The sequence below is a fragment of the Intestinimonas massiliensis (ex Afouda et al. 2020) genome (assembly GCF_001244995.1).
In the GTDB taxonomy this organism is placed as follows: Bacteria; Bacillota; Clostridia; order Oscillospirales; family Oscillospiraceae; genus Intestinimonas; species Intestinimonas massiliensis.
This window is the reverse complement of record NZ_LN869529.1, coordinates 482,540-508,921: the sequence shown is the minus strand read 5'-3', so window position 1 is coordinate 508,921 and position 26,382 is coordinate 482,540. Positions and strand designations below refer to the sequence as shown.

21 protein-coding genes are annotated in these 26,382 nt (G+C 45.2%); 2 read left to right on the top strand and 19 right to left on the bottom strand.

Annotated features, from left to right (window positions below):
- Window positions 1-3: 3 nt before the first annotated feature.
- The 17 genes from BN2154_RS06400 to BN2154_RS06325 form a co-directional block, all read right to left on the bottom strand.
- The gene (locus BN2154_RS06400; RefSeq protein ID WP_050618038.1) at window positions 4-798 is read right to left on the bottom strand and encodes a PcfB family protein; all 795 of its coding nucleotides are present in this window, start codon (window positions 796-798) and stop codon (window positions 4-6) included.
- A complete protein-coding gene (locus BN2154_RS06395) occupies window positions 782-2,152 on the bottom strand; it encodes a relaxase/mobilization nuclease domain-containing protein (protein ID WP_050618037.1) in 1,371 nt (456 codons plus the stop codon). Before BN2154_RS06395 ends, BN2154_RS06400 begins: the two co-directional genes overlap by 17 nt.
- The gene (locus BN2154_RS06390) at window positions 2,143-2,484 is read right to left on the bottom strand and encodes a plasmid mobilization protein (protein ID WP_050618036.1); all 342 of its coding nucleotides are present in this window, start codon (window positions 2,482-2,484) and stop codon (window positions 2,143-2,145) included. The genes BN2154_RS06395 and BN2154_RS06390 overlap by 10 nt, the downstream gene beginning before the upstream one ends.
- A complete protein-coding gene (locus BN2154_RS15185) occupies window positions 2,465-2,608 on the bottom strand; it encodes a DUF3789 domain-containing protein (RefSeq protein ID WP_074403911.1) in 144 nt (47 codons plus the stop codon). The genes BN2154_RS06390 and BN2154_RS15185 overlap by 20 nt, the downstream gene beginning before the upstream one ends.
- Before the next feature lie 132 nt (window positions 2,609-2,740).
- Window positions 2,741-3,658, bottom strand: a complete 918-nt coding sequence (locus BN2154_RS06385) for a DUF3846 domain-containing protein (RefSeq protein WP_050618035.1) — start codon at window positions 3,656-3,658, stop codon at window positions 2,741-2,743.
- Entirely contained in the window at window positions 3,655-4,608 is a 954-nt protein-coding gene (locus BN2154_RS06380; RefSeq protein WP_050618034.1) for a DUF3991 and TOPRIM domain-containing protein, read from the bottom strand. The genes BN2154_RS06385 and BN2154_RS06380 overlap by 4 nt, the downstream gene beginning before the upstream one ends.
- Window positions 4,609-4,624: 16 nt before the next feature.
- Complete coding sequence (locus BN2154_RS06375) at window positions 4,625-5,017, bottom strand: hypothetical protein (RefSeq protein WP_050618033.1); 393 nt, start codon at window positions 5,015-5,017, stop codon at window positions 4,625-4,627.
- Window positions 5,007-12,671, bottom strand: a complete 7,665-nt coding sequence (locus BN2154_RS16260; protein ID WP_050618032.1) for an N-6 DNA methylase — start codon at window positions 12,669-12,671, stop codon at window positions 5,007-5,009. The genes BN2154_RS06375 and BN2154_RS16260 overlap by 11 nt, the downstream gene beginning before the upstream one ends.
- 15 nt (window positions 12,672-12,686) lie before the next feature.
- Window positions 12,687-13,376, bottom strand: coding sequence for a hypothetical protein (locus tag BN2154_RS06365; protein WP_050618031.1), 690 nt, complete (start codon window positions 13,374-13,376; stop codon window positions 12,687-12,689).
- Between the two features lie 5 nt (window positions 13,377-13,381).
- The gene (locus BN2154_RS06360; protein WP_050618030.1) at window positions 13,382-13,939 is read right to left on the bottom strand and encodes a hypothetical protein; all 558 of its coding nucleotides are present in this window, start codon (window positions 13,937-13,939) and stop codon (window positions 13,382-13,384) included.
- Window positions 13,917-14,150 (bottom strand): hypothetical protein, encoded by a 234-nt coding sequence (locus tag BN2154_RS06355; RefSeq protein WP_050618029.1) that lies wholly within the window; start codon window positions 14,148-14,150, stop codon window positions 13,917-13,919. The genes BN2154_RS06360 and BN2154_RS06355 overlap by 23 nt, the downstream gene beginning before the upstream one ends.
- Before the next feature lie 214 nt (window positions 14,151-14,364).
- On the bottom strand, window positions 14,365-14,757 hold the full coding sequence (locus BN2154_RS06350; RefSeq protein ID WP_242853708.1) for a hypothetical protein: 393 nt from the start codon (window positions 14,755-14,757) through the stop codon (window positions 14,365-14,367).
- 9 nt (window positions 14,758-14,766) lie between these two features.
- Entirely contained in the window at window positions 14,767-15,060 is a 294-nt protein-coding gene (locus BN2154_RS06345) for a hypothetical protein (RefSeq protein ID WP_050618028.1), read from the bottom strand.
- 148 nt (window positions 15,061-15,208) lie between these two features.
- Window positions 15,209-19,459: a SpaA isopeptide-forming pilin-related protein gene (locus tag BN2154_RS06340; RefSeq protein ID WP_050618027.1), complete on the bottom strand. Its 4,251-nt coding sequence runs from the start codon at window positions 19,457-19,459 to the stop codon at window positions 15,209-15,211.
- Window positions 19,460-19,530: 71 nt separating this feature from the next.
- Window positions 19,531-20,235 (bottom strand): hypothetical protein, encoded by a 705-nt coding sequence (locus BN2154_RS06335; RefSeq protein ID WP_050618026.1) that lies wholly within the window; start codon window positions 20,233-20,235, stop codon window positions 19,531-19,533.
- Window positions 20,236-20,469: 234 nt separating this feature from the next.
- Window positions 20,470-21,405 carry a ParB/RepB/Spo0J family partition protein gene (locus BN2154_RS06330; protein WP_050618025.1) on the bottom strand — a complete coding sequence of 312 codons (936 nt, stop codon included), beginning with the start codon at window positions 21,403-21,405 and terminating at the stop codon, window positions 20,470-20,472.
- Window positions 21,362-22,186: a ParA family protein gene (locus BN2154_RS06325; RefSeq protein WP_050618024.1), complete on the bottom strand. Its 825-nt coding sequence runs from the start codon at window positions 22,184-22,186 to the stop codon at window positions 21,362-21,364. The genes BN2154_RS06330 and BN2154_RS06325 overlap by 44 nt, the downstream gene beginning before the upstream one ends.
- A 617-nt stretch (window positions 22,187-22,803) precedes the next feature.
- Between BN2154_RS06325 and BN2154_RS06320 the strand changes: the two genes are divergently transcribed.
- Window positions 22,804-23,571: a nucleoside phosphorylase gene (locus BN2154_RS06320; protein ID WP_002582179.1), complete on the top strand. Its 768-nt coding sequence runs from the start codon at window positions 22,804-22,806 to the stop codon at window positions 23,569-23,571.
- Window positions 23,572-23,625: 54 nt separating this feature from the next.
- Window positions 23,626-24,498: an aminoglycoside 6-adenylyltransferase gene (gene ant(6) / locus BN2154_RS15180; protein ID WP_002582178.1), complete on the top strand. Its 873-nt coding sequence runs from the start codon at window positions 23,626-23,628 to the stop codon at window positions 24,496-24,498.
- Between the two features lie 74 nt (window positions 24,499-24,572).
- Here ant(6) and BN2154_RS06315 read toward each other — a convergent pair whose 3' ends face one another.
- Window positions 24,573-24,752: a hypothetical protein gene (locus BN2154_RS06315; RefSeq protein WP_050619561.1), complete on the bottom strand. Its 180-nt coding sequence runs from the start codon at window positions 24,750-24,752 to the stop codon at window positions 24,573-24,575.
- Window positions 24,749-26,140: a zinc-ribbon domain-containing protein gene (locus BN2154_RS15175; RefSeq protein ID WP_094762399.1), complete on the bottom strand. Its 1,392-nt coding sequence runs from the start codon at window positions 26,138-26,140 to the stop codon at window positions 24,749-24,751. The genes BN2154_RS06315 and BN2154_RS15175 overlap by 4 nt, the downstream gene beginning before the upstream one ends.
- Window positions 26,141-26,382 lie beyond the last annotated feature (242 nt).

The following is a 26,382-nucleotide window of genomic DNA, read 5'->3' as shown; positions in this document are numbered from 1 at the left end:
TGATTACCTCTCTTTCACATTTTTGCTTTTGGGTTTCGGCTGCTGGTGTACGGTCTGTGCCGGGGCGTTCTTAACCTCCGGCTTTGATACCTCCGGCTCTTTGCGTTCTGCTTCTTTCTGCTGCTTGGACTGTGCCTTATATCGGTCGAGCTTTGCTTTCACCGACGGCTTTCTCTGTCTGTCGCTGACAGTACCCTTATCAGTTTGCATATCTACCGGCTCTGAGTTTTGCCTTGACGGAGGGTTTTTGTCCGTTTTGGCGACTGTGGGGTTTGACTGGGAGTACCCCTCTTTCTGAATAGGCTTTCTGACTGCTTCCTCTGTGATGATTTCGTTCTTGGATTTTGTCGGCTTGTCTTTTTCCAAAGCATCACGCTTTTCGACAGCCTTCTGAGACTCGGTAACAATAGCAGCCTTATCAACCTTGCCGAGTTCAAATCTCTCAACGATTCTCTGAATTTTGGAAGCGTCCTCAGCACGGGCGATAATATCAATCGGTACATTATCGCCCTTTGTGTTTTTATCCCTGAGTACGCAGTAGAGAACGCCGTAGCGTTTTGCCTGCTCGGTAAACTTCTTCAAGTCCTTGTTGGGGATAGAAAACACTTTCAGCTCCTTGCCCGATTTAATCATATTGGTAAGTCGAGCCTTGCCTTTTGTTTTTTGTTCCTGTTTGAGAACAGAGACTAAAAGAACGGCAATATTCTTTGCTGCCGCTCCGCTTAATTTTGCGGCTACTTCAAAGCCCTCAAGCGATAGCCTGACGACCTGTTCTGCCGCATCACCTCCGTTTGTCATTACGGTTCTGCTCCTTTCGTTCTTGTTTTTCTTCGTAAGCTCTTACCGTTTCAAGGTTGGCTTCAATGACCTTTGACCTTTCGGCTATGTCATCACAAAGACCGACCTCTTTTCGGAGAGTCCACAGCTTGCTCGTGATTGCCGTAATCTGCTCTTTGACATTTGATAGCTCATCGTCACTCAAATTTCTTCTTAACTGTTTTCGCAGGTGCGTTCTATCGTCAGTCAGGGATTTGATTTGCGACAATACGGACTCTTTATATGAGAAAAGCTGCTCGTCGGTAGAAATGTTCTCCCGTCCAAGCAGCCTTGTCTCCTGAGTGATTTTGTCCAGCTTCAGTAAATCTTCTTTCAAAAGATAGTGAAGCCTTGCGGTATTCTGTTTTTTATATTTCGGCAGATAACCGAGTTTATAGCAGTAATGCAGATACAGCCCATACAGTCCGCCGACCTTTTTGATTTTGTGTTCTCTTGTGGGCAATCGGTACTGTGTGACTCTTACCGTTTCCTTTACAAAAGGAACGATGAGAACCTTTTGATTTTCCGTCAGCCTACGCTTGATTGCGTCCTCGGTATAATTCTCTCCGAGGGATTTAAGTCGTATCGGCTTCTTGTATCCTTTCGGAACAATCGTCCAATACTTTCGGCTGTCGCTGAGACAATGCTCATAGCCCATCTGCGTCAGGATATAATCAAAGGTCTTTAAGTTAGTGCTGTGTGCAATCGCTTCATCAATGGCGTCACGGGTAATGGAGTATCGGCTCGGCATACCGGCTTGTTCCTGCTTGTAGTAATATGAGGATTGCTTACTGCGGTTCGGGTTCGGATTGTAATACAGTCCGTACTTTTCACAGAGACGGTCGGCAACCAAGCGGAACTTGAACCACGCTTTTTCGTCTCCCCATAATCGCTTACCGTCCACAAAGGAAACGGAATTGATTACATAGTGGCAGTGCAGGTGCTTTGTGTTCAGATGAGTAGTAACCACCACCTGAAATCTTTTGCCCCACACTTCGTTTGCAAATTCCATTCCGATTTTCTGTGCAAGCTCCGGGGAAATATCCTGTTCCTTAAAGCTCAGGTATCCGTGATAGGCTTGAATGCCATCGTCTTTGCCGTATGCTTTTTTCACAGACACAAACTGGTCTCTTGCGGTCGCCGGATTGCAGTTGATACCCTCAACGAAAAACTCACGCTCAGTTTTTTCTTCGTCCTTTGCATAGCTGAGAACATCACGGAGAGCCTGATACTGTTCCTCGGTGTAAATGTCTGTCGCAGTCTTTTCGGGATTGGCGGCATAGTCGATTACCTGACCGAGCCTTGATGTGACCGACCACAATTTACTTACTGCCATTTCATATCGCTCTTATCGGGTCTTAAAAAAGTACGCTCCACATCAGCCTGAAACTTGTGCCAACGCTCGGCTTCCTTTTTGAGCTGCGGTGCGTCAACAAATCCGAGGGAATTTGCTTTTACCGCAAGCTGATTGATGTTGTTCCCGATAGCAGATAACTCACGCATAACATCGTAAAATCTTTCGTCGGGCTTTTCTCTCGGCTCGTATCCTTTGAGAAGCAAACGGATAAGACCGCCTTCGGAAAGACACGCCCGCTTTGCTTTTTTCTGCAAATCCTGAGCTTCTGCCTTGTTCATCAGAATGTGCTTTTCAATGTTTCTCTTGCTCATTTTTATCGCTGTCCTTTCTGTTAATATAGTGCCTGTCCCGGTTTATCTGAAACAGGCACATTGTTGTTACTCCGAAAAAGCCGCCGATGATTAACCCGGCGGCAACCAATACTATCTCCCGCATTGCTTTACTCCTTTCTTGCTTGGGGTATTAGGGGCAACCCCTAACGAGTGTACCGTTTTGGACATTCCTGTCCATAAATGGTCTGCTCGCTAAGATTATGCAGACACTCAGGGTTGCCCCATAGATTGACTATTATCTCTCCATATCCTTGGAGACCGGCTTATACGGCTTTGCTTCAATACCGTCCAAAGACTTGTAAAATCTCTCCGGGTATTTGAACTTTTCCTCGTACTTACGAGCCAGTTCTTTCGGCATACTGAGAAACTTTTCCGACTCAATCGGTGCGTATGCAATGAAAAACTTGCCGGCAATAATGTCGAGCATTTCACGGTTGCTGTCGTCTTTCACATAACATTTTTCAATCTTCCAACCGTCCTTGCCGCCGTGTTCATCAGCCATATACGCTTCCAGTCGCACACATTTATCCGAGCCGTCAAGGGAAGAAGCATAGATAGAATATCCGCCCATACCCTCAATGAAAGCCTTATTGTTACTGCTGACAACATAGGTTCTTTGTTCTTCTGTGTAAGGCTTGTCAAAGCTGTCATCCGTAAAAACAATATATCCGGTCGTGTGGTTTCTTTCTTTTTCTGCCTGCCGGAAATGAGCTTTCAACTGCGGATAACTCATCTCAACATTTTCAGGCTCGGAATAAACAGCCCTGTTCAGAGGCATACCGTTCATCTTTCCTTCCTCGTTGCAGATGATGGCAACCTCGTCCTCAAAGGGCATATATTCTTCAATATCTCCCTCCACAAGAGACTGCATTGCTTCAAGGGTATCCTCGATTTCAATAAGTTTCGGATACCTGCCCGGCTCAACAAGAATGACGGAAATCTTCTCCGGTGCTTCGACCTTTTCAAAGGTATCCTCGTGAATATTCAAAGCAAGAGAGCTGCCGTTTTCCCAACTCATATGAATCTGTCCGGCGTCGTCAACGAACTTAACTGTTCCTTTTAGCCCATAGGGCATTTGACTTTCGCCAGCCATTTCAGTGAGTACAATCTGCGTACCCTCCGGGTACATTTCTCTGATTTCTTTTAGTTTCATCGTGCAAAACTCCTTTCGGTTTTATCCTTTATCCCTAAGCGTTTACAAAGAAAATCGTTGACATCTTTCCCGTATTGGGGAGGGTCGTCAACGACTTCATACTTATCTGAGAGAATAGTCTGCAACGCTTTGGTAGCTTTTCTTCCGGCAATATCATTGTCCAAATGAAGAACAATTCGCCTGATTGTTTTGTCCTTTTCAAGCAGCCTGCCGAGTGTAACAGGCACTTTCGAGTCCTCAATTTTCTGCTTTGGGGAATACACTCCCGCAAGAGAAACAAGGTTAAACTGTCGCCAGTCTTTGCCCTCCAGCTTCATCAAAGTTGCATAGGAAAGCAGGTCAATGGCACACTCAAAAAGATGAACCTCTCCGGTGTTTTCGGCAGTCAGGCGGAAAGAATATTGCTTTTTACTGCCGGTGCAGTCGCCCATAATCCTTGATTGGTTTGTTGCTCTGTAAGCGGCGTATTTAGGTTCTTTGTTCTCGTCATAGCCGATAAAAACAGCATTGTGATATGGGAGCGACTCAATGATTAGCTCCTGTTCCAAACAGTGGTTGATGATTTCATAATCAATCCCACGCCCGAAAAGGTAATCAAATACCACCTCGGTAGTGGGGCTTTTTTGGGGCAGAAGCAAAGGCTGTTCCTCATAGCTTTTGATATTTTTGCAAGTCGGAAAGCTGACTGAACCGTTTCCCATAATGGTCTGAACCGCCTGCACAAAATCCATTCCACGGACTTTGATAAGATAATCGAGGGCGGATTTGCCCCCGATACCTCTCGACCACCACATCCATTTTCCGTTGGAAATCTTCAAGCTGTCGTGGGTTCTTGTGGTGTAGGTGTTGCTTGAAAACTTGACAAGCTCGCCCGGTTCATACTCTCTGAGATAGGTTAATAAGTCCATTCGCTTGGCTTCTGTTATGACTTCCGGTGCTATATACGGCATAGGTATCACCGCCGTTCTACATCAGCAAATCGGCAACAGCTTTCTGTATCGGTTCGTTGATACTGAGCTTTGCAATGATGATAAGTATCTTGTCAACAGGGCAGCCGATGTCATTCCAAACAGTCCAAGCACCTCCCGCAAGGTCGTCGTTTTCATACAAAGCAATGATTTCTTCCGGCGAAAACACCGTTTCAATGCTCTGTCGAACCAACTCTCCGTAGAAAGAAAGCTTTGCATTTCTAAGAGCAAATTCTGCTTCCTTTGCGGGTGGTTTGCTTCTTTTCAATTCGAGATATGCTTTATCAAGTCTCCTGACCACAACCATCATCATTGCGTCAAAAGGGTTGATGATTGATTTCCTGCAAGGGCAGTTTTCTCTTTCCTTATCGGGTGTCATTTTATCGTTCATAGGTTTTCTCCTTTCGTGTCTTCGGCACTTCGCCCTCATCGGGTTCGCCGCCGACAATTTCGTTTTCTCGCTTATCCATATTGAGCAAGATATTCAGCTCGTCCAGTCGGGCAAGCTTTGTTTTCAATTCTTCCTCTTGGATAAATGGTTTTTGGACTTCTTTCTTTGCGGTTTCCAACTGATTTTTGGTGTTCTCAAGGTCATTTTCCGCAAGCGATAAGCTCTCGGCAAATCTCTCAATTCCGTTATCAAGACGGATAATATTGCCGTGTGCGTCATCGCCGAGAGGAACATTTCTGCTTGTCGCACCCTTCAGTCGAACCTCATAATTTCGCTCTGCGGTATTAAAAAGCAGCTCCGTTTCAAACCCTCGGTACTTGCCGAGAGGAATAGGGTCGGGGCTGTTCATCTGCTTACAGACTTCAATGATTGCTTTACCGGCGTCGGCTTTTTCGGAATAAAAAACACCCTTAACCTCCATACCGACAAAGCGGTCGTCCGTTGGTTTCGGGTGCTGTTTCGCAGTTTCTACATCTTGCTTCAAGCCTTCAATACGGTTTTCCAAAGCTGTAATTCTCTGCGGATAATATTTGATTATCTTATCCTCCAAAGCGTATTTTTCTGATAGAAAGTTGGATTTTAAGAGCTTCAGCTTTTGGACTTGAATATCCAAATCCATCTTTTCCTTAATATACGGATTGCCGGTGGCAAGCATTTTAATCTCTGCATAGGACAGGGCGGTTTCATCAATATCCTCGGCAGAACGCACCGGAGATTTGCTCGTCATAATCTGACTGGCGAATTTTTGCTTTCCCTCTACAAGCTGATAGAGATATGCGTCAAAGGTCTGCTCCGTTACATAGCGGTAAATATCTACATCAGGGTTTGAGTTGCCCTGACGGATAATTCGACCGGAACGCTGCTCCAAGTCTGACGGTCTCCACGGGCAATCGACATCGTGAAGTGCGATAAGTCTGTCCTGAACATTCGTGCCGGCTCCCATCTTCTGCGTAGAACCGAGAAGCACTCTGACCTCGCCTTTACGGGTCTTTTGGAACAGTTCTTTTTTCTTCACATCGGTATCTGCTTCGTGGATAAAGCGGACTTCGCTTTCGGGGACACCACGCTCTATGAGCTTTTTTCTGATATCGTTATACACCGAGAATGTGCCGTCATTCTTTGGCGTTGAGAGGTCGCAGAACACAAGCTGTGCCGATTTTTTATCGGCTGTTTCCTCCCAAATACGGTAGATGTTATCGACGCAGGCGTTGATTTTACTGCCCTCAAAATCAGGCAGCATATCGTTTAGCATACGCTGGTCAAGTGCCAGCTTTCTGCCGTCGTTTGTGATTTTGAGCATATTATCCACACTCGAATCCACACCGCCGCCACGGACTTTCTCGGCTCGTTCCGCAAGGGAAGCAACCATTTCTTTCTGCATTTCCGACGGCTTGACCGCAACATTGTGGAAGTGTGCTTCCGGCACAGGCAGCTCCAGCATATCCGCCGTCTTAATGTCGGCAACCTCCTTAAACATTGCCATAAGCTCCGGAAGGTTATAGAATTTTGCAAAGCGGGTTTTCGCTCTGTAACCCGTTCCCTCCGGGGTAAGCTCAACGGCTGTTACAGTCTCTCCGAAGGTACTTGCCCACGAGTCGAAGTGTTGCAAGTTGTTTTTCACAAGCGTGTTGTACTGCAAGTATCGCTGAATGGTATAGAGTTCCACCATACTGTTTGAGATAGGAGTACCGGTCGCAAATATCGTTCCTCGACCGCCTGTAAGCTCGTCAAGGTATCGGCACTTCATAAACAGGTCGGAGGATTTCTGTGCTTCCGTTTGAGCGATACCGCCCACATTACGCATTTTGGTGTAAAGATAGAGGTTCTTGTAATAATGGCTCTCGTCGATAAAGAGCCTGTCCACACCGAGTTCTTCAAAGGTAACAACATCATCCTTGCGGCTTTGGTCGTTGAGCTTTTCCAGCTTTTGTTTCACGGACTTTTTAGACTTTTCAAGCTGTTTTATGGAGAAATTTTCTCCACGGTTTCGCTTCAAATCCATAATACCGTCTGTCAGTTCTTCAAGCTGCTGCTCAAGAATTGCCCTCTGTCTTTCAATGGACATCGGTATTTTTTCAAACTGGGAATGACCGATGATTACTGCGTCATAATCTCCCGTAGCAATTCGACCGCAGAATTTTTTGCGGTTCTTGGTCTCAAAATCTCGCTTTGTCGCAACAAGAATATTCGCCGCCGGATAGAGCTGCAAGAACTCCGCCGCCCATTGTTCGGTTAAGTGATTCGGGACTACGAACAGCGACTTATTGCAAAGTCCGAGTCGTTTGGACTCCATAGCAGCCGCCACCATTTCAAAGGTCTTGCCCGCACCGACTGCGTGTGCCAACAGCGTATTGCCGCCGTACAGAATGTGTGCAACCGCATTTTTCTGATGTTCACGGAGTTCGATTTCCGGGTTCATACCGTTAAAAACAATGTGGCTTCCGTCGTACTCACGGGGTCTTATGCTGTTGAATTTTTCGTTATACATCTTCGTGAGTTTTTCTCGGCGGGTAGGGTCAGCCCATATCCAGTCCTGAAAGCCCTGCTTTATGAGTTCCTGCTTTGCCTGTGCGATTGCCGTCTCTTTTTTATTGAGAACGGCTTTCTTTTTGCCCTCGTCATCTTCGATATAGTCAAAGATACGGACATCTTTCAGGTTCAGGGTTTCCTCAATTATCTTATATGCGTTGATACGGGAAGTGCCGTATGTGCTATACGCTTTAACATTGGAACGGTCATAGCTCTTTCCCTCAATGTTCCATTCGCCGGTAAACTGAGAGTAGTGAACCTTGATATTCCACTGTGCATAGCGTGGCGTATCGAGAAACTCAAACATAAACTGTTGGAATATTTCGGGCGGTATCCAAGTCGCACCGAGCCTTACGGAAATCTCGCTTGCCGTCAAATCCTTTGGCTGCACCTTTTCAAGTGCCTGCACATTGGCGGTGTAATCTTCGGGATACAGAGTCGCAGACCTTTTTGCTGTTGCCAGCTTCTCACGAACATTGCCTGACAGATATTCGTCTGCCATCAGATACTTCGGCTCATAAGAATTACCGTACTCATAAAGGGGATTTAAGAAGATTACACCCTTTAGGTCAGAAAATAATTCCTCCTCGCTTATGCCGGACAACTCCATCATATATTCCATATCAATGGCTGCTTTTTCGCCCATAGAGACAGCGAGAGCCTCGTCTGCGGTGTCAACCTCCGTTACCGGCTTGTGCGGTTTAATCGTCCTTTTGAAGAACATATCCGCCTTGCGTTCCAGTTCGCCATCTTCGTTGATGACCTCAAGAGCAGAGAGCAGAGCATAGGAGCTGTCGTCGGAAAAAGCGGAAGTATTGGCACGGCTGTTAATCAGTCCGTACTTCTTTGTGAAGCTGTCATACAGAGTGTTCAGCTTTTCCTGTGCCTGTTTGATTTCGCTGTCGGGGTAATCCTCGGTTTGCAGTTCAATCAAGTTACGGACGCAATCTCTTATCCCAATCATACCCTTAATGCGGTTCTCAGCGGTTGCCGATACCTCTACCGGGGACATACGGGAGTTCTCTCGGAAATAGATTTTATCGTCCAAAATTGTGTAAGAGAAGTTCCTTACCGTAGGGTCTGCCGGGATAGAATTATCTTCTTCCTCCAGCTCGTCGGCAACCTCGTATTCGGAGATTTCTCCGTGAATGTTTGAGACTGCTTCGTTCAAAAGCTCCGAAAGGTCGGCATTTTCAAACGGTTCACAGGTTGCTTCCGGTCCGAAACGACCGCTTACCATTTTCATTTCGCCGAGTATCATTTCCGGGTGCTGAACAAAATATGAGTTCATCCTTATACCGTTTTCGTCGGTGTCAAGATGAACCCAATCCGGTTCAATATCTATGAGCCTGTCTCGCTTTTGCAAAAACAGAATATCGGATACAACCTCTGTTCCGGCATTGCCTTTGAAGGTGTCATTCGGAAGTCTGATTGCTCCGAGAAGCTCCGCCCTCTGTGCGATATATTTTCGGACATTGGAGTTTTCCTTGTCCATAGTTCCTTTGCTTGTCACAAGAGCCATCACACCGCCGGGTCGTAATTTATCAAGCGATTTTGCAAAGAAATAATCGTGGATTAAGAAGTTGTACTTGTCGTATCGTTTGTCGGAGACTTTGAAATCTCCGAAAGGCACATTGCCGATGACGCCGTCAAAGAAGCTGTCGGGGACATTTACTTCCTCAAAGCCCTGTGCCGCAATGGAAGATTTCTGATAAAGCTGCTGAGCGATACCGGCTGAAACGGTATCAAGCTCCACACCGTAAACCTTTGCGTTTTCCATTGACTCAGGCAGCATACCGATGAAGTTACCGATACCGCAGGACGGCTCAAGCAGGTTGCCCTCCTGAAATCCCATCTGTTCCAACACCTTATAAATGGCGGTTGATACTTCGGGCGGAGTGTAAAAGGCGGTCAAGGTGCTTTCTCTTGCCGACGCATATTCCTCCGGCGTCAGGATGTTTTTCAGCATTGCATACTCTGTATGCCAAGCTCCTGCTCGTTCGTCAAAGGCTTCGGGAATACCGCCCCAACCGACATATCTCGACAAGATTTTCTGCTCATCGGGTGTCGCAAAACGGTTTTCGCTTCGACAATCTTTCAAGACCTTAATCGCCGCATAGTTTCTGTGAAAACGCTCTTTCTTGTTCACTTCCTCAACCTGATTATTAGCAAGGTCAAAGTTGTGTCGCTCCGACATCGGAATATCCGGGTGGAGGTCAAAGCTCTTAACCTTTGACTTTTTCTTTTGCTCCCAAGCGGGAACAATCGGTTCAGGCTTTTTGTCGTAACCGTTGCCGATACGAACACCCTCGTTATACATTTCCTCATAACTGTCAAAACCGTTTTGAGTAGCAACGATTTCTCTGTAATCCTCAATCGGTACATTTCCGATGTTCGTTGCCACCATATCAGTTCTTTCAGCGTTTTCAATGAGTGCTTCCATTGTGGCGGAGGTACAGTCGGTCAAATCCGGTGTCCTGTGAAATTCTCGGTCTGCATCCAAAAACCATTCCGTACCTACATCGGCAAGCTCCTGATTTGCAATGCTGCCGAGATAATCAAAGAAATCCTCAGCCGAGTTATACTCCAGTGCAGCTTGCTGTATCTCGTCAAAAGAAAGCGTATTTGTAACATACTGACCTCCGGCATTGCTGTCGGGGTTATAGTACATCCAAATTACACTTTCATTGTCCCGGTCGATAAAGAAGGCGTCGTCATAACCGGTTTTCGGACTGAAATCCTGTACGGTTTTGGTATCGTTTTGAACTTCATTTTCGCCTGTAACGGCTTTTTCTTCCGCCGGTAATACACTGACCTTCAAGTGGTCGTTCATTGGATTTTCACGCACTTTTCGGTCAAATTCTTCCCTTGGAAGCTCCTTGTTGAAAAGGGGCATATCAAAGTCATAGAGCATTACACGGTTTTCGTCAAAGGATAAAATCTCATACTGAGAAGCCCCGATATACACGCTGTCGCCGAGATGATATTCATACTGTGCTTCCGTTTCGTCCACTTTGTTTTCAGGCTCAGGCGGTGCGGTAGAGAGTATCTCTCGGTTTTTTCTCTGCTCTGCAAGCTTGGCTCGCCGTTCTTCCTGCTTTTCAAGCCATTCCGGGTACTTTTCTTTTTCCTTTGGATTTAAGTATCTGTCCATTCGGATAAGGTCTCCGATACGCTTTTCCACCTGAGACCAAGAAAGTGTAATGTGCGGCTTGTCGCTTCCGATACCTTTTGAAATTGTGATACCTTTTCCGTCGTGCTGTTCGTCAATGCCTGCACCGATGATGACAGGATAAGAGCCGCCCCAGCCGTATTCGTTTTTCAAGAAGTCGGCGTTTTCCTTTACGGAAAGGCTCTTTTCAAACTGCTCATAGATACGCATTTTGCCCTCGGAAACTCCGCTTCCACGGGTCAATACAGCGTCTATGACTTCCTGAGAAAAAGTAAAGGCAGAGGTTTTTTGTTCCTCTGCCTGATTGCCCATTATGAGAGTCAACTGACCGTCCATAGACGGAAGCGGCTTCATTGTATCGGTCAATTCTCCCAAAAGTCTCATTGCTTCAAAATGCTGTGCGATAACGCCCCAGTCATAGAAGCTCTGAGCGGTTCTGTTTTCGTATTTGCCCTCCCACAAGTGGAGGACATTCTGAAATGTTTTGTAGCCCACAAGTCTGCCGTCGTTTAAGGTAAGCTGGGTGTAATCGTTGTTGAAAATACCCTTTATATATTCAGTACGGGTCGCATTATCCGTATTTCTCTCATAGAAGTCTTTGATTTCTTCCTTTGAAGCGGACAAATGCGGGGTAGTGCCGAGTATTTCTCGGATAGTATCATCGCCACCGAAAAACGGCAGGCTCTTGTCCTCGTGGTTTCTGTCGTAATACTCTAAGCGAATATTACCTGATTCTTCACGATTTCCTGTGCCGAGTTCCTGATGTTGTTCATCAGGCGAACCCATTTCATCATATCTTCCGCTTTCATCTGCTCGGTCAGTCCCGCTTTCTCTGCCATCTGCTTTACGAGAGTTTCCTCCAGTTCGCTCGCTCTCTGCTGAACCTCCGCCAAGTGACTGTTCATAATCCCTTTCGTCAGAAGATTGTAGTACAGGATTTTGTGATGTTCCTTCAGATAAGTTCTCCTCATCTGCGACCATCTGCCGAGAGTCACTTCCGTCTGCTCCGGCAATTTCAGGTTCGGAAGATTGTAGTCTCCCACCATCGTGTATGTGATTTCGCTCATCGCTTTGACTCCTTTCGTCTTTGATGTCTTTATTGTATTCGGATTGCCCCTGTTCATCAATTATGCGATTTTCCTTACTGAGCGTGCTGATTGTTCTGCTGACAGGAAGCAACGCCATTTCAGCAATGTCGCTTGTAGCAATACCCACCGCATTGAGAACTTCCTGTGAATTGAAGTTTGAAATCCCGACAAAGTCATCGGGAGAATAAACCTTGTCTGCGTCCAGTCCCAATCGTGCCATAACCATATATGATACGCTGTTTCTGACAAGCTCCAAATACAAGGCATTTGCTTCGTCGGCAGACAAATACTCAATATCGCTTCCTGCACCCAAACTCATAAAGTCGGAGATATAGTCTGCGATGTTGTCCTCGACGGCATTGGCAATGCTCTCTTTGACGACATTTTCAATACTCGTTGTATCGTTTACCGCACCGAAAGTGTTTTCAAGCGTTTCGATAACCTCTGCTTCATAATCGGGTCTCATCTCCCAAATAGGAACAGTGCGGGAATGTCGGCTTTCGTGGGTGTCCGATATATCAAAGTAATGAATCAGCCTTTGACGGCTTCTGTCTGCGTCCTCAAATACGGCAATACCCTTTGCTCCTCGGTTTACCCAACGACCGAAAGTACCGTTCCATCGTTCGATTTCAAGCACGGCTGTTGCATCGGGTCTTTGGGCATAAATGAGAAGCTGTTCATCAAATCGGAGCCTGAAATTCCTGCCTGCTGTTTTCAGAAACGATTGCCAGTTTACCGGATTGTCTGTAACTGCAAAACAGGTTCTTTCGTATAGCTCCGAAATCAGGTCAAATTTCCTTGCCACCTCGTCCGCACCTCCTTATCGTGTTTTTTCTTTGTCCTTTGCGGATTTCGTGTTTTCTTTTGCGGCTGGTTCTACGGTATGACCGTTTCTCTCGCAAAGCTCGGCAAATTCGCAGATATGGTAGAGATTTGTGCCGACCTCCAAATGGTAGTCATCAATATATCTGCAAGTCCTCTCCATTGTTTTGCCGTCGCCGAGCTTAATTGAGATTTTCTCTCCGTCCGCAATGCGAAACTGCTCCTGATAGTGCGGGTCGATAAATCGGATACCACGCTCGGCATTTTTCAAGTGGTTGTTCAGCCACTCTTTCTGATAGCAATAGCAGTACAGATTGTACTCTCCACGGTTGGGATTTAAACGCATAAGGTAGGAATATCGCTCGGTATCAACACGGACGCCGTAATGATTGCGGTCATCTTCGTAGCTGCTTTCGGGGTGTTCATAGCAGAATTTTGACATAGTGCTTCTGCCGCTTAAAAACTCGCCATCCCCGAAACGGTAGGAGTTTATCACCAAGTCAAATTCCTTTTTGAAATCGTCTGTCTTTAAGTCCTTTCTGAAATCGTTCCAAGTCGTCCAAAACTCGTTCCCGTTAGAACCGAAGTCGGCTCTCAAATATCCGATAAGACCGGTCTGCATAGAGAGCTGCTGACTTTGGCTGAAGGTGTATTTACGCTCTGCTTCGGTCAATACTCTGTAATCCATTTTCATCACCTCGCTTGTTCGTTTGGTTGTCTTTGCTTTGGAATAGAAAAGCCATATACCCCGGCAATGTCATCGCCGAGCCTTTTGGTAACTCGTGTGATGTCGGCTCTTGTAGCTTTTCCGTTGTAGATTTTATCTTGCAGATTTTCAATCTGCATATCGGTAACACCGTCTTTGAATACACGGTATAGATAATGGTTTGTTCCGTCGTGATGAACGGCATCGGCTCGAAGGTCGCCGTACTTATCCACATACCATTCGGTGTAATCGGTATCGGAGTAAAGGCAGTCCTTAATGTTGCCGGAATCAATCATCTTGTAACCCGCCACTCTGCCGTTCCATCTGCCGAGGTCGCCGATTACGATAATCGGCTGTGAAAGCTGAATATTGAGATTTACTCGTTCATCATATAGGTTTTCGGCATTTGATTTTACCATAATGTCGTAAAGCTCATCATCGGAATATCCGGGATACAGTTCCTCCAAAGACTCTCGCCAATCATCAAGGTCAAGGCTAATGTCGCTCCAAATGATATGACGGTCATTCTGTTCCTGCCTGCTCATCAGTGCCACCTCCCAAATAAGAGAACAGCTTATTGGCTTTGGTCTGCTTCTGAAGCTCGATAATCAGGCTCATATCCGGAATAGTGATACCCGGAATTTTCAAAATGCTCTCCATATCAAGCTGCTGCAATTTCTTTTCGGTATTGCAGCCTGCGTCAAACAGTTTCGTCAGAAGCTTTGTCTTTTGCTGAAAAGTAAATTTTTCCTTCATTGCTTTGTCCTCCTTATCGTTCTTTGTCTTTGTTTCGCTTCTTGTGTGAAAGCTCCTGTGCCTTTTCCTTTGCCCATTCAGGCAGACGCTCAGGCTTTACTTCGCCCATAACATCCATTCTTTCATATCGGGTGGATTTGCCGGTGTGAAGATTGGTACAAAACACGGCGCTTCCACGGCTGTTTGCCGACGCACCGAAACCACCTGTAACATATTAGAGCTGTCTGTCGGCTCTTTGAAATTCAGGTTTTAATACCTTTGGGTCAATGGCAATGATTGTGCCGTTGATGTCTTTGGAATAGTGGTCGGGGATACAGTCGGCTTCCGTTATGAGTGTGATTGGAATATCCAGTTTTTCGACCTGTTCCTTGAAAAGCTCCGCTTCATTTGCCACACGGCTACCGAAAAGGTGTACGATTTCGATATAGTCATCGCTCACCATACATTCCGAACACAGTTCAAACAGGTCGTTTCGCTCTGCAAAGCCGCACAAAAATTTATCGCCGTTTGTGCTTTGCTCATTGGAAGCCAAGATAACTTCCTTTTCGCCCACATTGACCGAGCAAAGAACAGTGTATTCACCGATTTTTCTTTTTCCCTCGTTCATATCCACACCTCAGCTTACTTCAATCACAATTCTGATGTTTCCGCAGTCGCAGCCACTGCACTGCCTTGACAGTTCGGGAAATAGGGATTGCACTCTCTGTCTTGCTCTGCGGATAGTCTCAAAGCACGGCAAGCCGTAGCCTTTATAGTTGTTGACTATATCTTCAAGCGACAAATCGCCGACTCTCATATAGCTGTATCGGTTGTAATAGCAAAGGATAAGCTGCATATCGTCATACCTCGTTTCGGGGCATTCTCTGAGTATTGCAAGCACCTTGCTGTCAACCGTCTTTTGCTTATTCATAATGCACCTCCGTAAAAGAACCGTGGGCGAAGTTTTCACTCCGCCCACTTTCGTGTTCCTTATTTCTTTCTGTTCTTAATCTGCAAGAAGATAAAGCCGCCGATAATAAAGGCGACCAATACAACTGCTACGATTGTTTTAGCGTCCATTACTCATTGTCCTCCTTCTTCTTTTTTCTGTACGCAATAATGGCTGTGCCTACAATGCCGAGGGCAGAAAGTCCCGCAAGTGCAGTCCACAAGCCGACATTGCTGTTGTCTCCGGTCTTTGGTGTATCTCTCAGCTCATTGTGCATTTCCACAACGGTAGTAGAACCGACCTTTACGGTTGCAATCTTATCCGCAGGAAGCACATAGGAAGCAGAAACACTATCCTGAACTTCGGAAATGGTGTAATCGCCGATACGAAGTCCCTCGATAATGATTTCGCCGTTCTTATCGGTCGTGAAGCTTCGGTCATAACCGTTTACTCCTGTAACTCTGAAAGTGAAGCCTTCAACCTTACCGTCAGAGGAAGTCTTAACGATTTTCAGGTTTCCTTTCATTGCCGTGTTAATAAAGCCGACGCCGGCTTTGTTTTCTACCTCGTAGGTGGTTTCATCTTTTTCAATGAAAACAGAGTACACACCCTTATCAAGCTCAAAGCCTTCCGGTGCTTTGGTTTCTCTTACAAGGTATTTTCCGTAAAGAATCTCCTTCATCTCGTAAATACCGGTAGAGGTTTCGGTAAGCAAACCAATAAGCTCGTCGCCGTCGTCCAATTTGCCGTCTCCGTTTACATCTTTGTAAACCTCAAAGGTCGCTCCTGTCAGCTTGTTGTCCGGGTAATCTTCATCGACCTTAGTCAACTTGATATTGCCGTGAACATACTCATTGACGATTTCAACCTCAATGACCTGACCGACCTCGGAGATTCTAACTTCATAAGAAGTTTCATCAAGCACAAAGCCCTTCGGCTGTTCGATTTCTCTTACAATCCAGTTTCCATACGGTACTTTGTCAAAAGAAAAGCTACCGTCATTTTCAGAGGTAGCAGTCATCAAAGCATTTTCTTTTGTAAATACGGTTTCATCAGCCTTAAACAGACCGATTACAGCACCTCCCAGTGCTTCGCCGTTTTCGGTAATTTTCTTACCGGATACAGAACCGTAAATGAGCTTGTTCTCAATCGCTTTTCCGTCGTTGACCGCAATCTCAACATTTGCGGTATCCTGACCGGCATAGCTGAAAGTAAACGGATATTTGCTGTCGGTAAGGATATAATGCTCATCGGTTGCAAGCTCTTTTACATAGTAGCTTCCGAAAGGAAGGTCGGTTTTGATAACAGCCTTGCCGTTTTCGGAAAGTGAGATAATCTCAATCAGACCGTCTGCCGGGATAGAAGTACCGCTTGCAGATACAAGTTCCTCTGCGGCAAAAAGTCCGAAGCTGATATTCTTCATTTCATCGCCGTTGCCGATATTGAAGATGTCGTTCTTTTCGATAGCCTTTTCAAGACTTACCGTAACCTTTTGTCTCTCGTTTACGAAGCTGGTTGCGGTTTCCGTCACGGCGACTTCCTGACCTGCGTAAGTCAGCTCGACCTCGTGAGCTTCCTTGTTGATAACCATACCCTCCGGTGCGGTTATTTCGACCACCGTATATCTGCCGAGGTAAAGCTCCTTGCTCTTGGCAAGTCCGTTTTCATCTGTGGTAACAGTATCTACGACCTCGCCCTTTGTGAAACGTACTGTACCGTCGGGAGTGATAATATCTTCTGCTGCGGTAATCTCATAAATCGCACCTGCAAGACCTTTCACTTCATAGACAGGCTGATAAATCACATCGGCATTTTCCTCTCCGGAGATATTTACCCCTGAGAATACCTCGCCGGTCTTTTCAATGCTGACAGTACCTTTCTGTGCCATATTAGGCTTATCTACCTTAATCACGGTAATACCACCCTCATCGGAAGAATGTTCCTCTGCCACATCAAAGTACACCGGTGTGCTGTCAAGCACATATCCGTAAGGAGCCTGAACCTCAACAAGAGAATATCCCTTGCCGTATTCCAGTTTCTCCGGTGTAACAAGCTGTCCGTTTGCATCGGTGTAGAAAATATCTATCGTTGTCGGAGTAGGATAAGTGAAGGTCATTGTTACCTGATTGCCGTCCGGGTCAAAGATTTTGAACCCAGCACCGGCATAAGGAATGTTTTTACCGCTTTCTGCGTCCACCTTAACCACCTTGATATAGCTTTCAAAGTTTGCGTTGTTGATGAGATAGCGGTAGGTCTGTCCGTTCTGAGAAATGAACACATCGAAGTCGTCCATTAACTCACGCCCCTCCCAACCGGAGGTCTGATGAACGGTATATACGCCGTAAGGCATATCCTTTGTCTGACCGAAGCCGTTTTCATCACAAACAATCACATCTCTTTCATCTTCTTCTGCTGAATCAAAGCTGCCGGAAGATTTCAGATAGATTTCAAAGGTTGCACCGTTTTCCGGTGTTTCAATCTTTGTTTCGCCGTCATCGGTGTGCTTGATAATGGCGATATTGCCTTTCATAACCTGTTCGGTAACATCATTTGCTGTCTGATTGTGTTCCACCGTATAAAGCTGCGGTTCAGCACCGACCTTATGGATTGCGGTATCAAGCAGATAGCCCTCGGACGGAGTGATTTCACGGATTGTCCAGTCATCATCACAGATATATTCCTTTGTGGTAAACTGACCGTTCTTATCCGTCACATACTTGTCCACAAGGGTTTCGCCTTTATAGATACCGTAAACTGCTCCGGCAAGGGTAGCGTCGCCCTGCGGTGTGCCTTCCTCTCGGTCGCTCTTTGTTACGGTTACGCTGAACTTTTTGAGAATGTTCGTGAAGTTTCTTGTGGTTACTTCTTTCCAGTTAATCGGTGCGGTCTGATTTGCAGGCACAACATAACGGATTGCGGTATCCACTTCCTCAATGGTGTATGGGGTAGTGCCGCTGATAAGCACATCATCAAAAGAAGCAACACCGTTCTTATCTGTCACGGCATACTCATCGACAGCAATACCGGAAAGAGATGTGCCGTAAAGATGGAAGGTAACGCCCTCAACCAAGTTATCCTCAGAAGATTTGATGACCCGAAGATTACCTCTTTTGAGAACATTATTGAAATTGACCTTTGACACCTGACCGGCAACAACAGTTACTCTGTGAACCTCCTGCGGAACATATTTGTCGATAGACTGTTCTGTTACCGTGTAAACACCGGGCATAAGGTTATCAAGCTGGAATTTACCGCCGTTTGCGGTAGTTACAGTCTGATTGACTCCGTTACCGCTGATGGTAAACTGAATGCCGTCAACCTTTCCGTCCTCACTTGTCTTTACAATCTGACAAGAGCCGTAGCTGACCTTCATTTTGACAAAGCCGCTGACAGGGTCGCTGACCTCCTGAGCGTAAGTGACAACATCCTGAATGCCGTTGCCATTCTGGTGGATACCATCAGACCATACGACCACACCTCTGCGGACACCGTTCTTTTTTGCGGCTGTGATAGTAAATTCCTTGCTCGGAGCTTTTTCCATTGAAACAGTCAATTTGTTTCCGCTGACAGAGAACGAAACGCCGTCTATGTTTGCCGAGAAGTTGTAGTTGCCAAGCACACCGTTTGTATCGGTGAGAGTTGCAACATACTTGCTTCCGTTCCATTCAAGCTCGTTTACCTTGGCAGAACCGCTTGACCTTGTGCAGAAGCTCGGAACTTTCGTATGGTTCTGAACGCTTGTTACCATACTGTTGTAGTAAGACAGGATTTTACTGCGAAGAGGGTGTGCTGAGCTTACACATTCAAGCACGGCATTGTACCCACCGGTAGAAACGTGATTAAAGCTTGCGTCTCTTTCTCCGACAATCGTTTCCCAAATCAAAATCTGAGTGGCATAAGCGTGTGCGATACAGTTGGCGTCGCTTTCATTCTGCGACTTCCAGCTTGTCGAAATACCTCCACGATAGCCGTACTGCAAGATACGACCGATAAGCAAGCGAATATCATCGCCGGAAATCGTACCGTTCGGGCTGATGTTATTGAAGAAATTCTCGCCTTTTTCGGTGAGAGTATCGCCAGTCCGCTGTCCTGTACCCGGTTCAATACAGTAGGCGATATTGCCCGAATACGAACCCATTGCACGAAGTCCCGTATATTTCGTGGACAAGCCTTTCCAACCGTTCATATAGTTGAGATTGCCGTGTCCCCATTCGCCGTTGTTATTGGTATCTCCGCTTCGGGGATAATCGACGAGGTACACATCGGCTTTTTCTCCTACGGCTGCAAAGGCTGTCGTTGCCCCAATGCCCATAAAAGCAGTAAGGCTCATAACCGCCGCCAACACAAGCGAGACGGCTTTCTTGAATTTTGTTTTAACCATTGCGTTTTCCTCCTTGAAATGCAAAAACGCACCGATGTTACTCAGTGCGTCCGCTTAAAATTTATTTTGTTTTAGCAGTAGCCGATATAGATGTTGTACTCCGTATCGGATAGCTTTTCTGTCCATATCCACACAGCGATAAAGCCTTCGCTGTTCTTGTATCGGTTCAGTCTGCTTTCAATATCAGACTTGATACCGCTTCGGTTAGGATTTGCAGATATGGGATTGTCCCAACATTCTGTCGCCGTGCTGTCAAGAGAAAGCCCTATGCTCACCGCATACTCTTTTGCGTAACTTACATAAGGGCTGACATCAAATGTCTGCTTGGGCGGCTCTGTCGGTTTCGGTTCTGCCGGCTTTTCAGTCGGTTTTTCAACCGGCTTTTGTTCGGCAGTTGTCTGTTCTTTTGGCTGTTCCGTTTGTTTTTCGGGCTCAGCCTGCGTGGTTGTCTGCTTCGGTGGCTCTGCCTTTGGCTTTTCGGTTGCAGGAGTATCAGCCGTTTTTTCTTCCGCCGATTTTGTCTGTACCGTCGTAACCGTCTGACTTTCAGCGGTTGATTTGCTTTCTTCTGCCGTAATCGGTGTTTCCTCCTGAACTGCCGTGCTTTCCGGTTCTTCTGCCGTATCTTCCTGAGAATTTGTTTCGGTATTACCAGCCGGAAAAGAAGTCTCCGTTTTCGTTATCTCCTGTGCAGCTTCTTTGGCTGTGTTACCATTACAACCTACGAGGAAAATCATCAGGCAGGCAAGAACACAAGGTATCAGCCTGTTTTTCATATCCATCGCTCCTTTCTGCTTTAATCGTAATCAAAACCGGTCAAAACATCAAAGGTGCGATTGGCTGAACTTTTTATCGTAGCAGACATTTTGCTTTTGCTCCAAATGTGCGAACCCTTTTATAGACAGCTATATGTTATTAGAGATAGATATACTCAAGGGAGATAGAGTATATTTTTTCAGCAGGTTAATAGCCGGTATATATAGGGGTTAGAGTGTGAGAAAGGGGGAAGGCTATCGGCTGTCACGGTCGGCTCTGCTTCGCAGAAACTTGTTGTAATGCTCCAATGCCTTGCACACAAAATCCTCCGTTTGGCTTATGGGAATGTTCTTCGGGATAAGCTGTCGAACCCTGTCGCCCCTCAAAACAATTTTCTCCCTTTGGTTTGGTTTTTCCTCCGACATAATCGCTTGGATTGCTTCGGTTGTGAGCTTGCCCTCCTCAAAGAACTTTCGCATACGGATTGTTTGGTCGTGGGACGGGGTTGCGTCGTTCAGGTCGATTTCATCAACCACATCACGCTGACTGTCCTCATCGAGAAAAGACAATTCAACCGCCGGTCGCATTTTAATTCGCCCCTCGTCAACATAATCCAAAAGTTCGGGAACAAGGTTTGTAAGGCGAATATAACGCTGAATTTGCGTTTGGCTTTCGCCACTTTGAGTTGCAAGTTCTTCCCTTGAAAAATTTTGTCCCACTGGGACTAAATTATCTTTGCTCGGTCTGCCCGCTTGCCTTTTCATCGCTTCCAAACGCATTTTGTAGGCATAGGCTTTTTCAGAGGGAAGTATCTGCGACCTTTGATAGTTACTCTCAACCATTAAAATTGTGGCTTCGTCTCGGTTCAGCTCAACAACTTCACATCGGAGCGTATCAAACCCGGCAAGCTCACAGGCTCGCTTTCGTCTGTGTCCTGAAATGAGTTCGTATCTGCCGTCCTCTTTCTGCCTTACCGTCGCCGGAGTAATAACCCCTCGTTCCTTAATACTCTCAATGAGCTGTGCCATATCCTCGTCATCACGCACCTTAAAAGGGTGGTCGGGGAAATCGTCAATCTCAGTCAAGGGAATATCTCGGATTTTGGAAAGCTTTTCTTCATCTCTCTGTTCCTGCGTTGAAAATAAGTCATCGAGCTTCGTGAGAGTGAAGTCGCTCTTTCTTCCTGCCATCGGCTAACACCTCCTTTGTAAATTCGGTGTACGCTTTTGACACCGTGCTGCCCGGTTCGTAGGCAAAAATGCTCTTGCCTTTGGAAGAAGTCTCTGCGGCTTTTACGGCAATCGGGATATATGTTCGATACATCATAATTTGACTACCGAAGTTCTCTCTCAGAGCTTCTACCGTGCTTTTGGCGAGGTTGGTACGGCTATCCACCAAAGTGAGAAGCATACCGTCAATCTTTAAGTTCGGATTGATACGCTTCTTAACTCTTGAAATGGTCTGAACAAGCTGCGTCATTCCTTTTGCCGGTAAATACTGAGCCTGAACAGGAATAATAACGCTGTCTGCCGCAGATAGAGCATTGATTGTTACCATTCCGAGGGAAGGCATACAATCTATAAGGATATAGTCGTATTTGTCCTTCACTTCGCTGAGATAGTTTCTCAATGCCGTCTCTCTGCTCATTGCGTTGACAAGGTTAAACTCCATTGCTGAAAGCTCAAGGTTTGCCGGAACAAGGTCAACACCTTCGTCGTGGTGCAGAATACCGACCGTAGGGTCATTCATCGTTTCGTTTATGACATCTGTGAGTTTCGTTGCAAGCGTGATACCCAAGTTGTCTGTATCCTGCCAGCCGAGACAAGTGGTTAAGTCGCCCTGTGGGTCTGCGTCTATGAGCAACACTTTCTTTCCCTGCATTGCAAGACCGACACCGAGGTTTACCGTAGTGGTCGTCTTTCCAACTCCGCCTTTTTGATTGCATATGGCAATCGTTTTGCAGTTCGACACTTTGTGCGTCCTCCTTTCGTAAAATTCATAGCCATCGCAGTATGGCTATGTACTTGACCGGCTCATTTCCTAACCGGTCGGGCAATATTTGTTCTCAACACCCCTTGCCGAGCAAAAAGCTCACGGGAAGTCACTAAGGAACAGACTGCTAATCTGTATCATAGGAATTTCACCTCTGCCGGGTACTCCGCCAGCTCCGTAGAGAAGTATCATTATCCTTCTGACTGTCGTCGCCGTAACAGGGGCAACCTATTACTTATACCGGGAGTTCTCGCTGTTCTGCAATGCAGAAGTCTCGGCGTACCCGATAAGGTGGCTAAAATCATCAGAAATAAAGTCTTAGTGAATGATTTATTCAGTTGTCAAAGTACAAGCGAAAGGGCTGACCTTTTCGTGGTTCGGAATTAACCCCTTCACTCATTTGGACAAAGGGGGTCAAAATGCACACCCAAAATCACCCCTTTTTCAAAAATTTCTTGAAAATATTTTTTTAGAAACAAAAAAGCCGCCTTTCTCACTGTTACCAGCGAAAAAGACGGCGGGTAGAAATTTTCATAATTCTGATGTATAATAGGAAATTAAGAGAAAGACAAATTTGAATTTGACGGAGAGATAGTATGGCTATTATTAAAAACGAAATACCGATTTTGGAGTTTGATACAGAGCAGACAGCAGTTCTTAATCCCACTCATGAAAATCTTGGTTTGAACTTACCCAAGAAATGTGTGTTCGCATTTCTTGGTGCTTACATAGATGAATATGCCAGTAAAAGTGATACCAAACAGGTATCCACTTTTGAGAGTGCAACGAAGCATTATCCCATTTACATCACCAAATACAAGGGTGAGGACATTGTGCTTTGTCAAGCACCCGTTGGTGCGGCAGCAGCCACACAGATACTTGATTGGCTGATTGGTTATGGTGTAAGAGAGGTAATCTCGGCAGGTAGTTGCGGTGCTCTGGAAAAGTTCCCCGAAAGTACATTCCTCGTACCAAACAAGGCTCTGCGTGATGAGGGAACATCTTATCACTATGCGCCCCCTTCTCGATTTGTGGAAATCAGCGAGAAGGCAAGAAAAGCAATTGAAGAAACCATTCTTGAGCATAGTATGAAATATCAGGAGGTTATAACCTGGTCAACGGATGGATTTTTCCGTGAAACCAAAGAAAAGGTGGCTTATCGCAAAAGTGAAGGCTGTGCAGTTGTAGAAATGGAATGTTCTGCTCTGGCGGCCTGTGCTGATTTCAGAGGGGCAACCTGGGGTATGATACTTTATACCGCAGACAGTCTTGCAGATGTTGACAAATACGACGAAAGAAACTGGGGCGGTAATGCATACGAATATGCACTTACGCTCTGCCTTGATGCGGTTATCAAATTATAAGAACAGTTAGAATCAATCTTTTTTTTGTGATATAATTTTATTGAGGTGAATGAAATGAGGACTGAAAAAGAAATATACGATTTAGTTTTGAATTTTGCTTTTCAAGATGAGAGAATTAGAATTGTAACTCTTGAGGGGTCTCGCACTAATGTTAATATACCAAAAGACAATCTTCAAGATTATGATATTACTTTTTTTGTTATAGATATGGGAGAATTTTTGAAAAGCGATGACTGGCTTAGTGTTTTTGGTAACAGAATTATGATGCAAAAACCTGAAGATATGGAATTATTTCCTCCAGAAGAAAAAGGATTTTCTTATATAATGCTTTTTGATGATGGTGTAAAGATTGATTTAACTTTGTTACCTGTTTCAATGCTTGAGGAGTATCTTACTCGCGATAAACTTGTAAAAATCATGTTAGATAAAGATAATATGATTAAAACAGAAATAGTTCCCACAGATGAAGATTATTACATTAAGTGTCCAACAGAAAGAAAGTTTGATGACTGTTGTAACGAATTTTGGAATGTTGCAACATATGTATCCAAGGGCTTACTTCGTGGTGAAATACTATTTGCAATAGACCATATGAATGAAGTATTACGTCATGAGCTTCTTAGGATGATTAGTTGGTATGTCGGTACTGAAAAAGGATTTAATTTCAGTTTGGGTAAAAACTATAAATTTTTAGATAAGCATATTTCAAAAGAATTGTGGGATAACTTACTAAATACATATTCAATGAGTTCGTATGAAGAAATGTGGAAATCGTTTGATTTGTGTCTATGTTTGTTCAAAAAAATATCTAAAAAAGTGGCAGATTCACTTGGTTATAATTATCCTGATTATGATGAAAACGTTACAAAATATTTGGAAACACAAAAGAGAATTTCAAATAAATATCTTTATGGTAATAGGTATTGACAAATTCCAATTTGTCGAACTTACTCTAAATTGGCAAAGACCGCTTACATCGTGTAGGCGGTCTCTTTTCGTGTTCAGATATATTTGATTTTGAACTTTCTTCTCTTGGCTGAAAGCACCTTATAAAGAATATCATCTACTGCATCGGTGCATCTGCCTTGTGCTGTCAGGCTGTTCTTCAAACGAATAAGTGATTGTATCAATCTGCTATATTCGTCATCATTTAGATAGATATGGAACTTTTCTTCTCTCATAGTCGTTTCCTCCATTCATCGAATCTTCTTTTGATTACCGAAACATCTACTTCGACATCAGAATAAATAAAGATATGTACGCTTTTGAAAACTGCTTTTACTCTGTCGGCATACTCCGTTTCCGTTTCGGTTGTCTTAAAAGGGAGTTTTACGAGTTTTATATTTCGCTGCTTGCAAAGGTGGCTTTTGAGAACCTCCATATGTTCTGAGCCGTTCGTAAATTCTATCGCCAGCTTTTCTGACGGAATGTAGGTTTCAAGTGGTATTCCTAATAGTTTATCCGAACCGAGCTGCACCTTTAGTCCTTTTTGCTTTGCGTAATAGGCAACAGCCAAGCCGGGGAATACGGAGCGATATTCGCTTTCGCATACGTCGCATTTTCCTTCAAGAATTGTTCTGTCGCTGATTTTTGCTTTCCAAGAGTGTCCGAGTGAACATTTCCACCACACACTTTTCATCGACTTTCTTGATACTTGTGTCGGGAGCAGAGAGTTTTTTTCATAATCCCATTCAGCAAGCAGTTTCCTGTCCGTTGTGGCTAAATCATTGTACCCTGCAAGAACCGCTCTGTCCGCACAGACCGGGCATACCGTTCCTTTTACACGGGCATTTATTACGGACTTCCACTCATTGCCGCAGGTCTTACACTTCCACCAAACATTGCGTCTTGATTTTGCGTTTACCTCATCAGGTAATAGAGGATAATTTCTTTCTGACCACTCAGCCGCAAGGTCAGGGTGCGTAGTCGCCAAGTCATTAAATCCTTTGAGCAATGTATATCCACTACAATACGGACATCTGCTCCCACCGGAACGGGTTGAAATAAGAGTGTACCACTCGTTTCCGCAATCTCTGCATTTCCACCAAGCCTTACTGTTTGCAAAGGCTGTTACCATTGTAGGCTGCAACGGAAGATTTCTGTCAGACCATTCAGCAGCAATATCAGGATACTGTGAAGCAAGGTCATTGAATCCTGCAAGGACTTTATTATGTGAGCAGTATGGACAGCCTGTGCCGTTTACCGTTCTGCTTTTAACGCTTGCTTCCCATTCGTGTCCGTGTTTGCATTTCCAAATAATCTTCTTATGAGAAGCGACAGATACCTCGGTAGGCTTTAATTTGTTCTTTTCAGACCACTCCTGAGCCAACAGGGGCTTCAATGTGGCTAAATCATTGATACCCTCTATTACTCTCGCTCCTGAGCATATCGGGCATTTCTCGCCCTTTGAACGAGCTTTAACGCTCGTTTCCCATTCGTGTCCGCAAGCGCCTTTCCACCACACTCTTTTATTTGAACCGAAGGTTATCTTATCAGGCGTCAGCGGTAAATTCCTCTCTGACCATTCAGGAATTAGCTCCGGGTGAACGCTTGCTAAACTGTTGCTCATAGTATAACCACCCCTTCCTCTGTGATTATCCTCATTATATTGAGAAAAACAGGATTGGTGTAGTTTGCGATGTAGTCCGAAAACTATGAGAAATGAAAGAAGCTCCTGAGAAGCAGTAACTTCTCAGGAGCTGTGTGAAACTTAAAATTATGCGATTTTTTAGTCTCTGCACCGTTTTTAGCACCGATTGGTGTAAATTTGGTGTAAAGAGGTAAATTTATTCGGTTTAGAAAGTCCCGAAA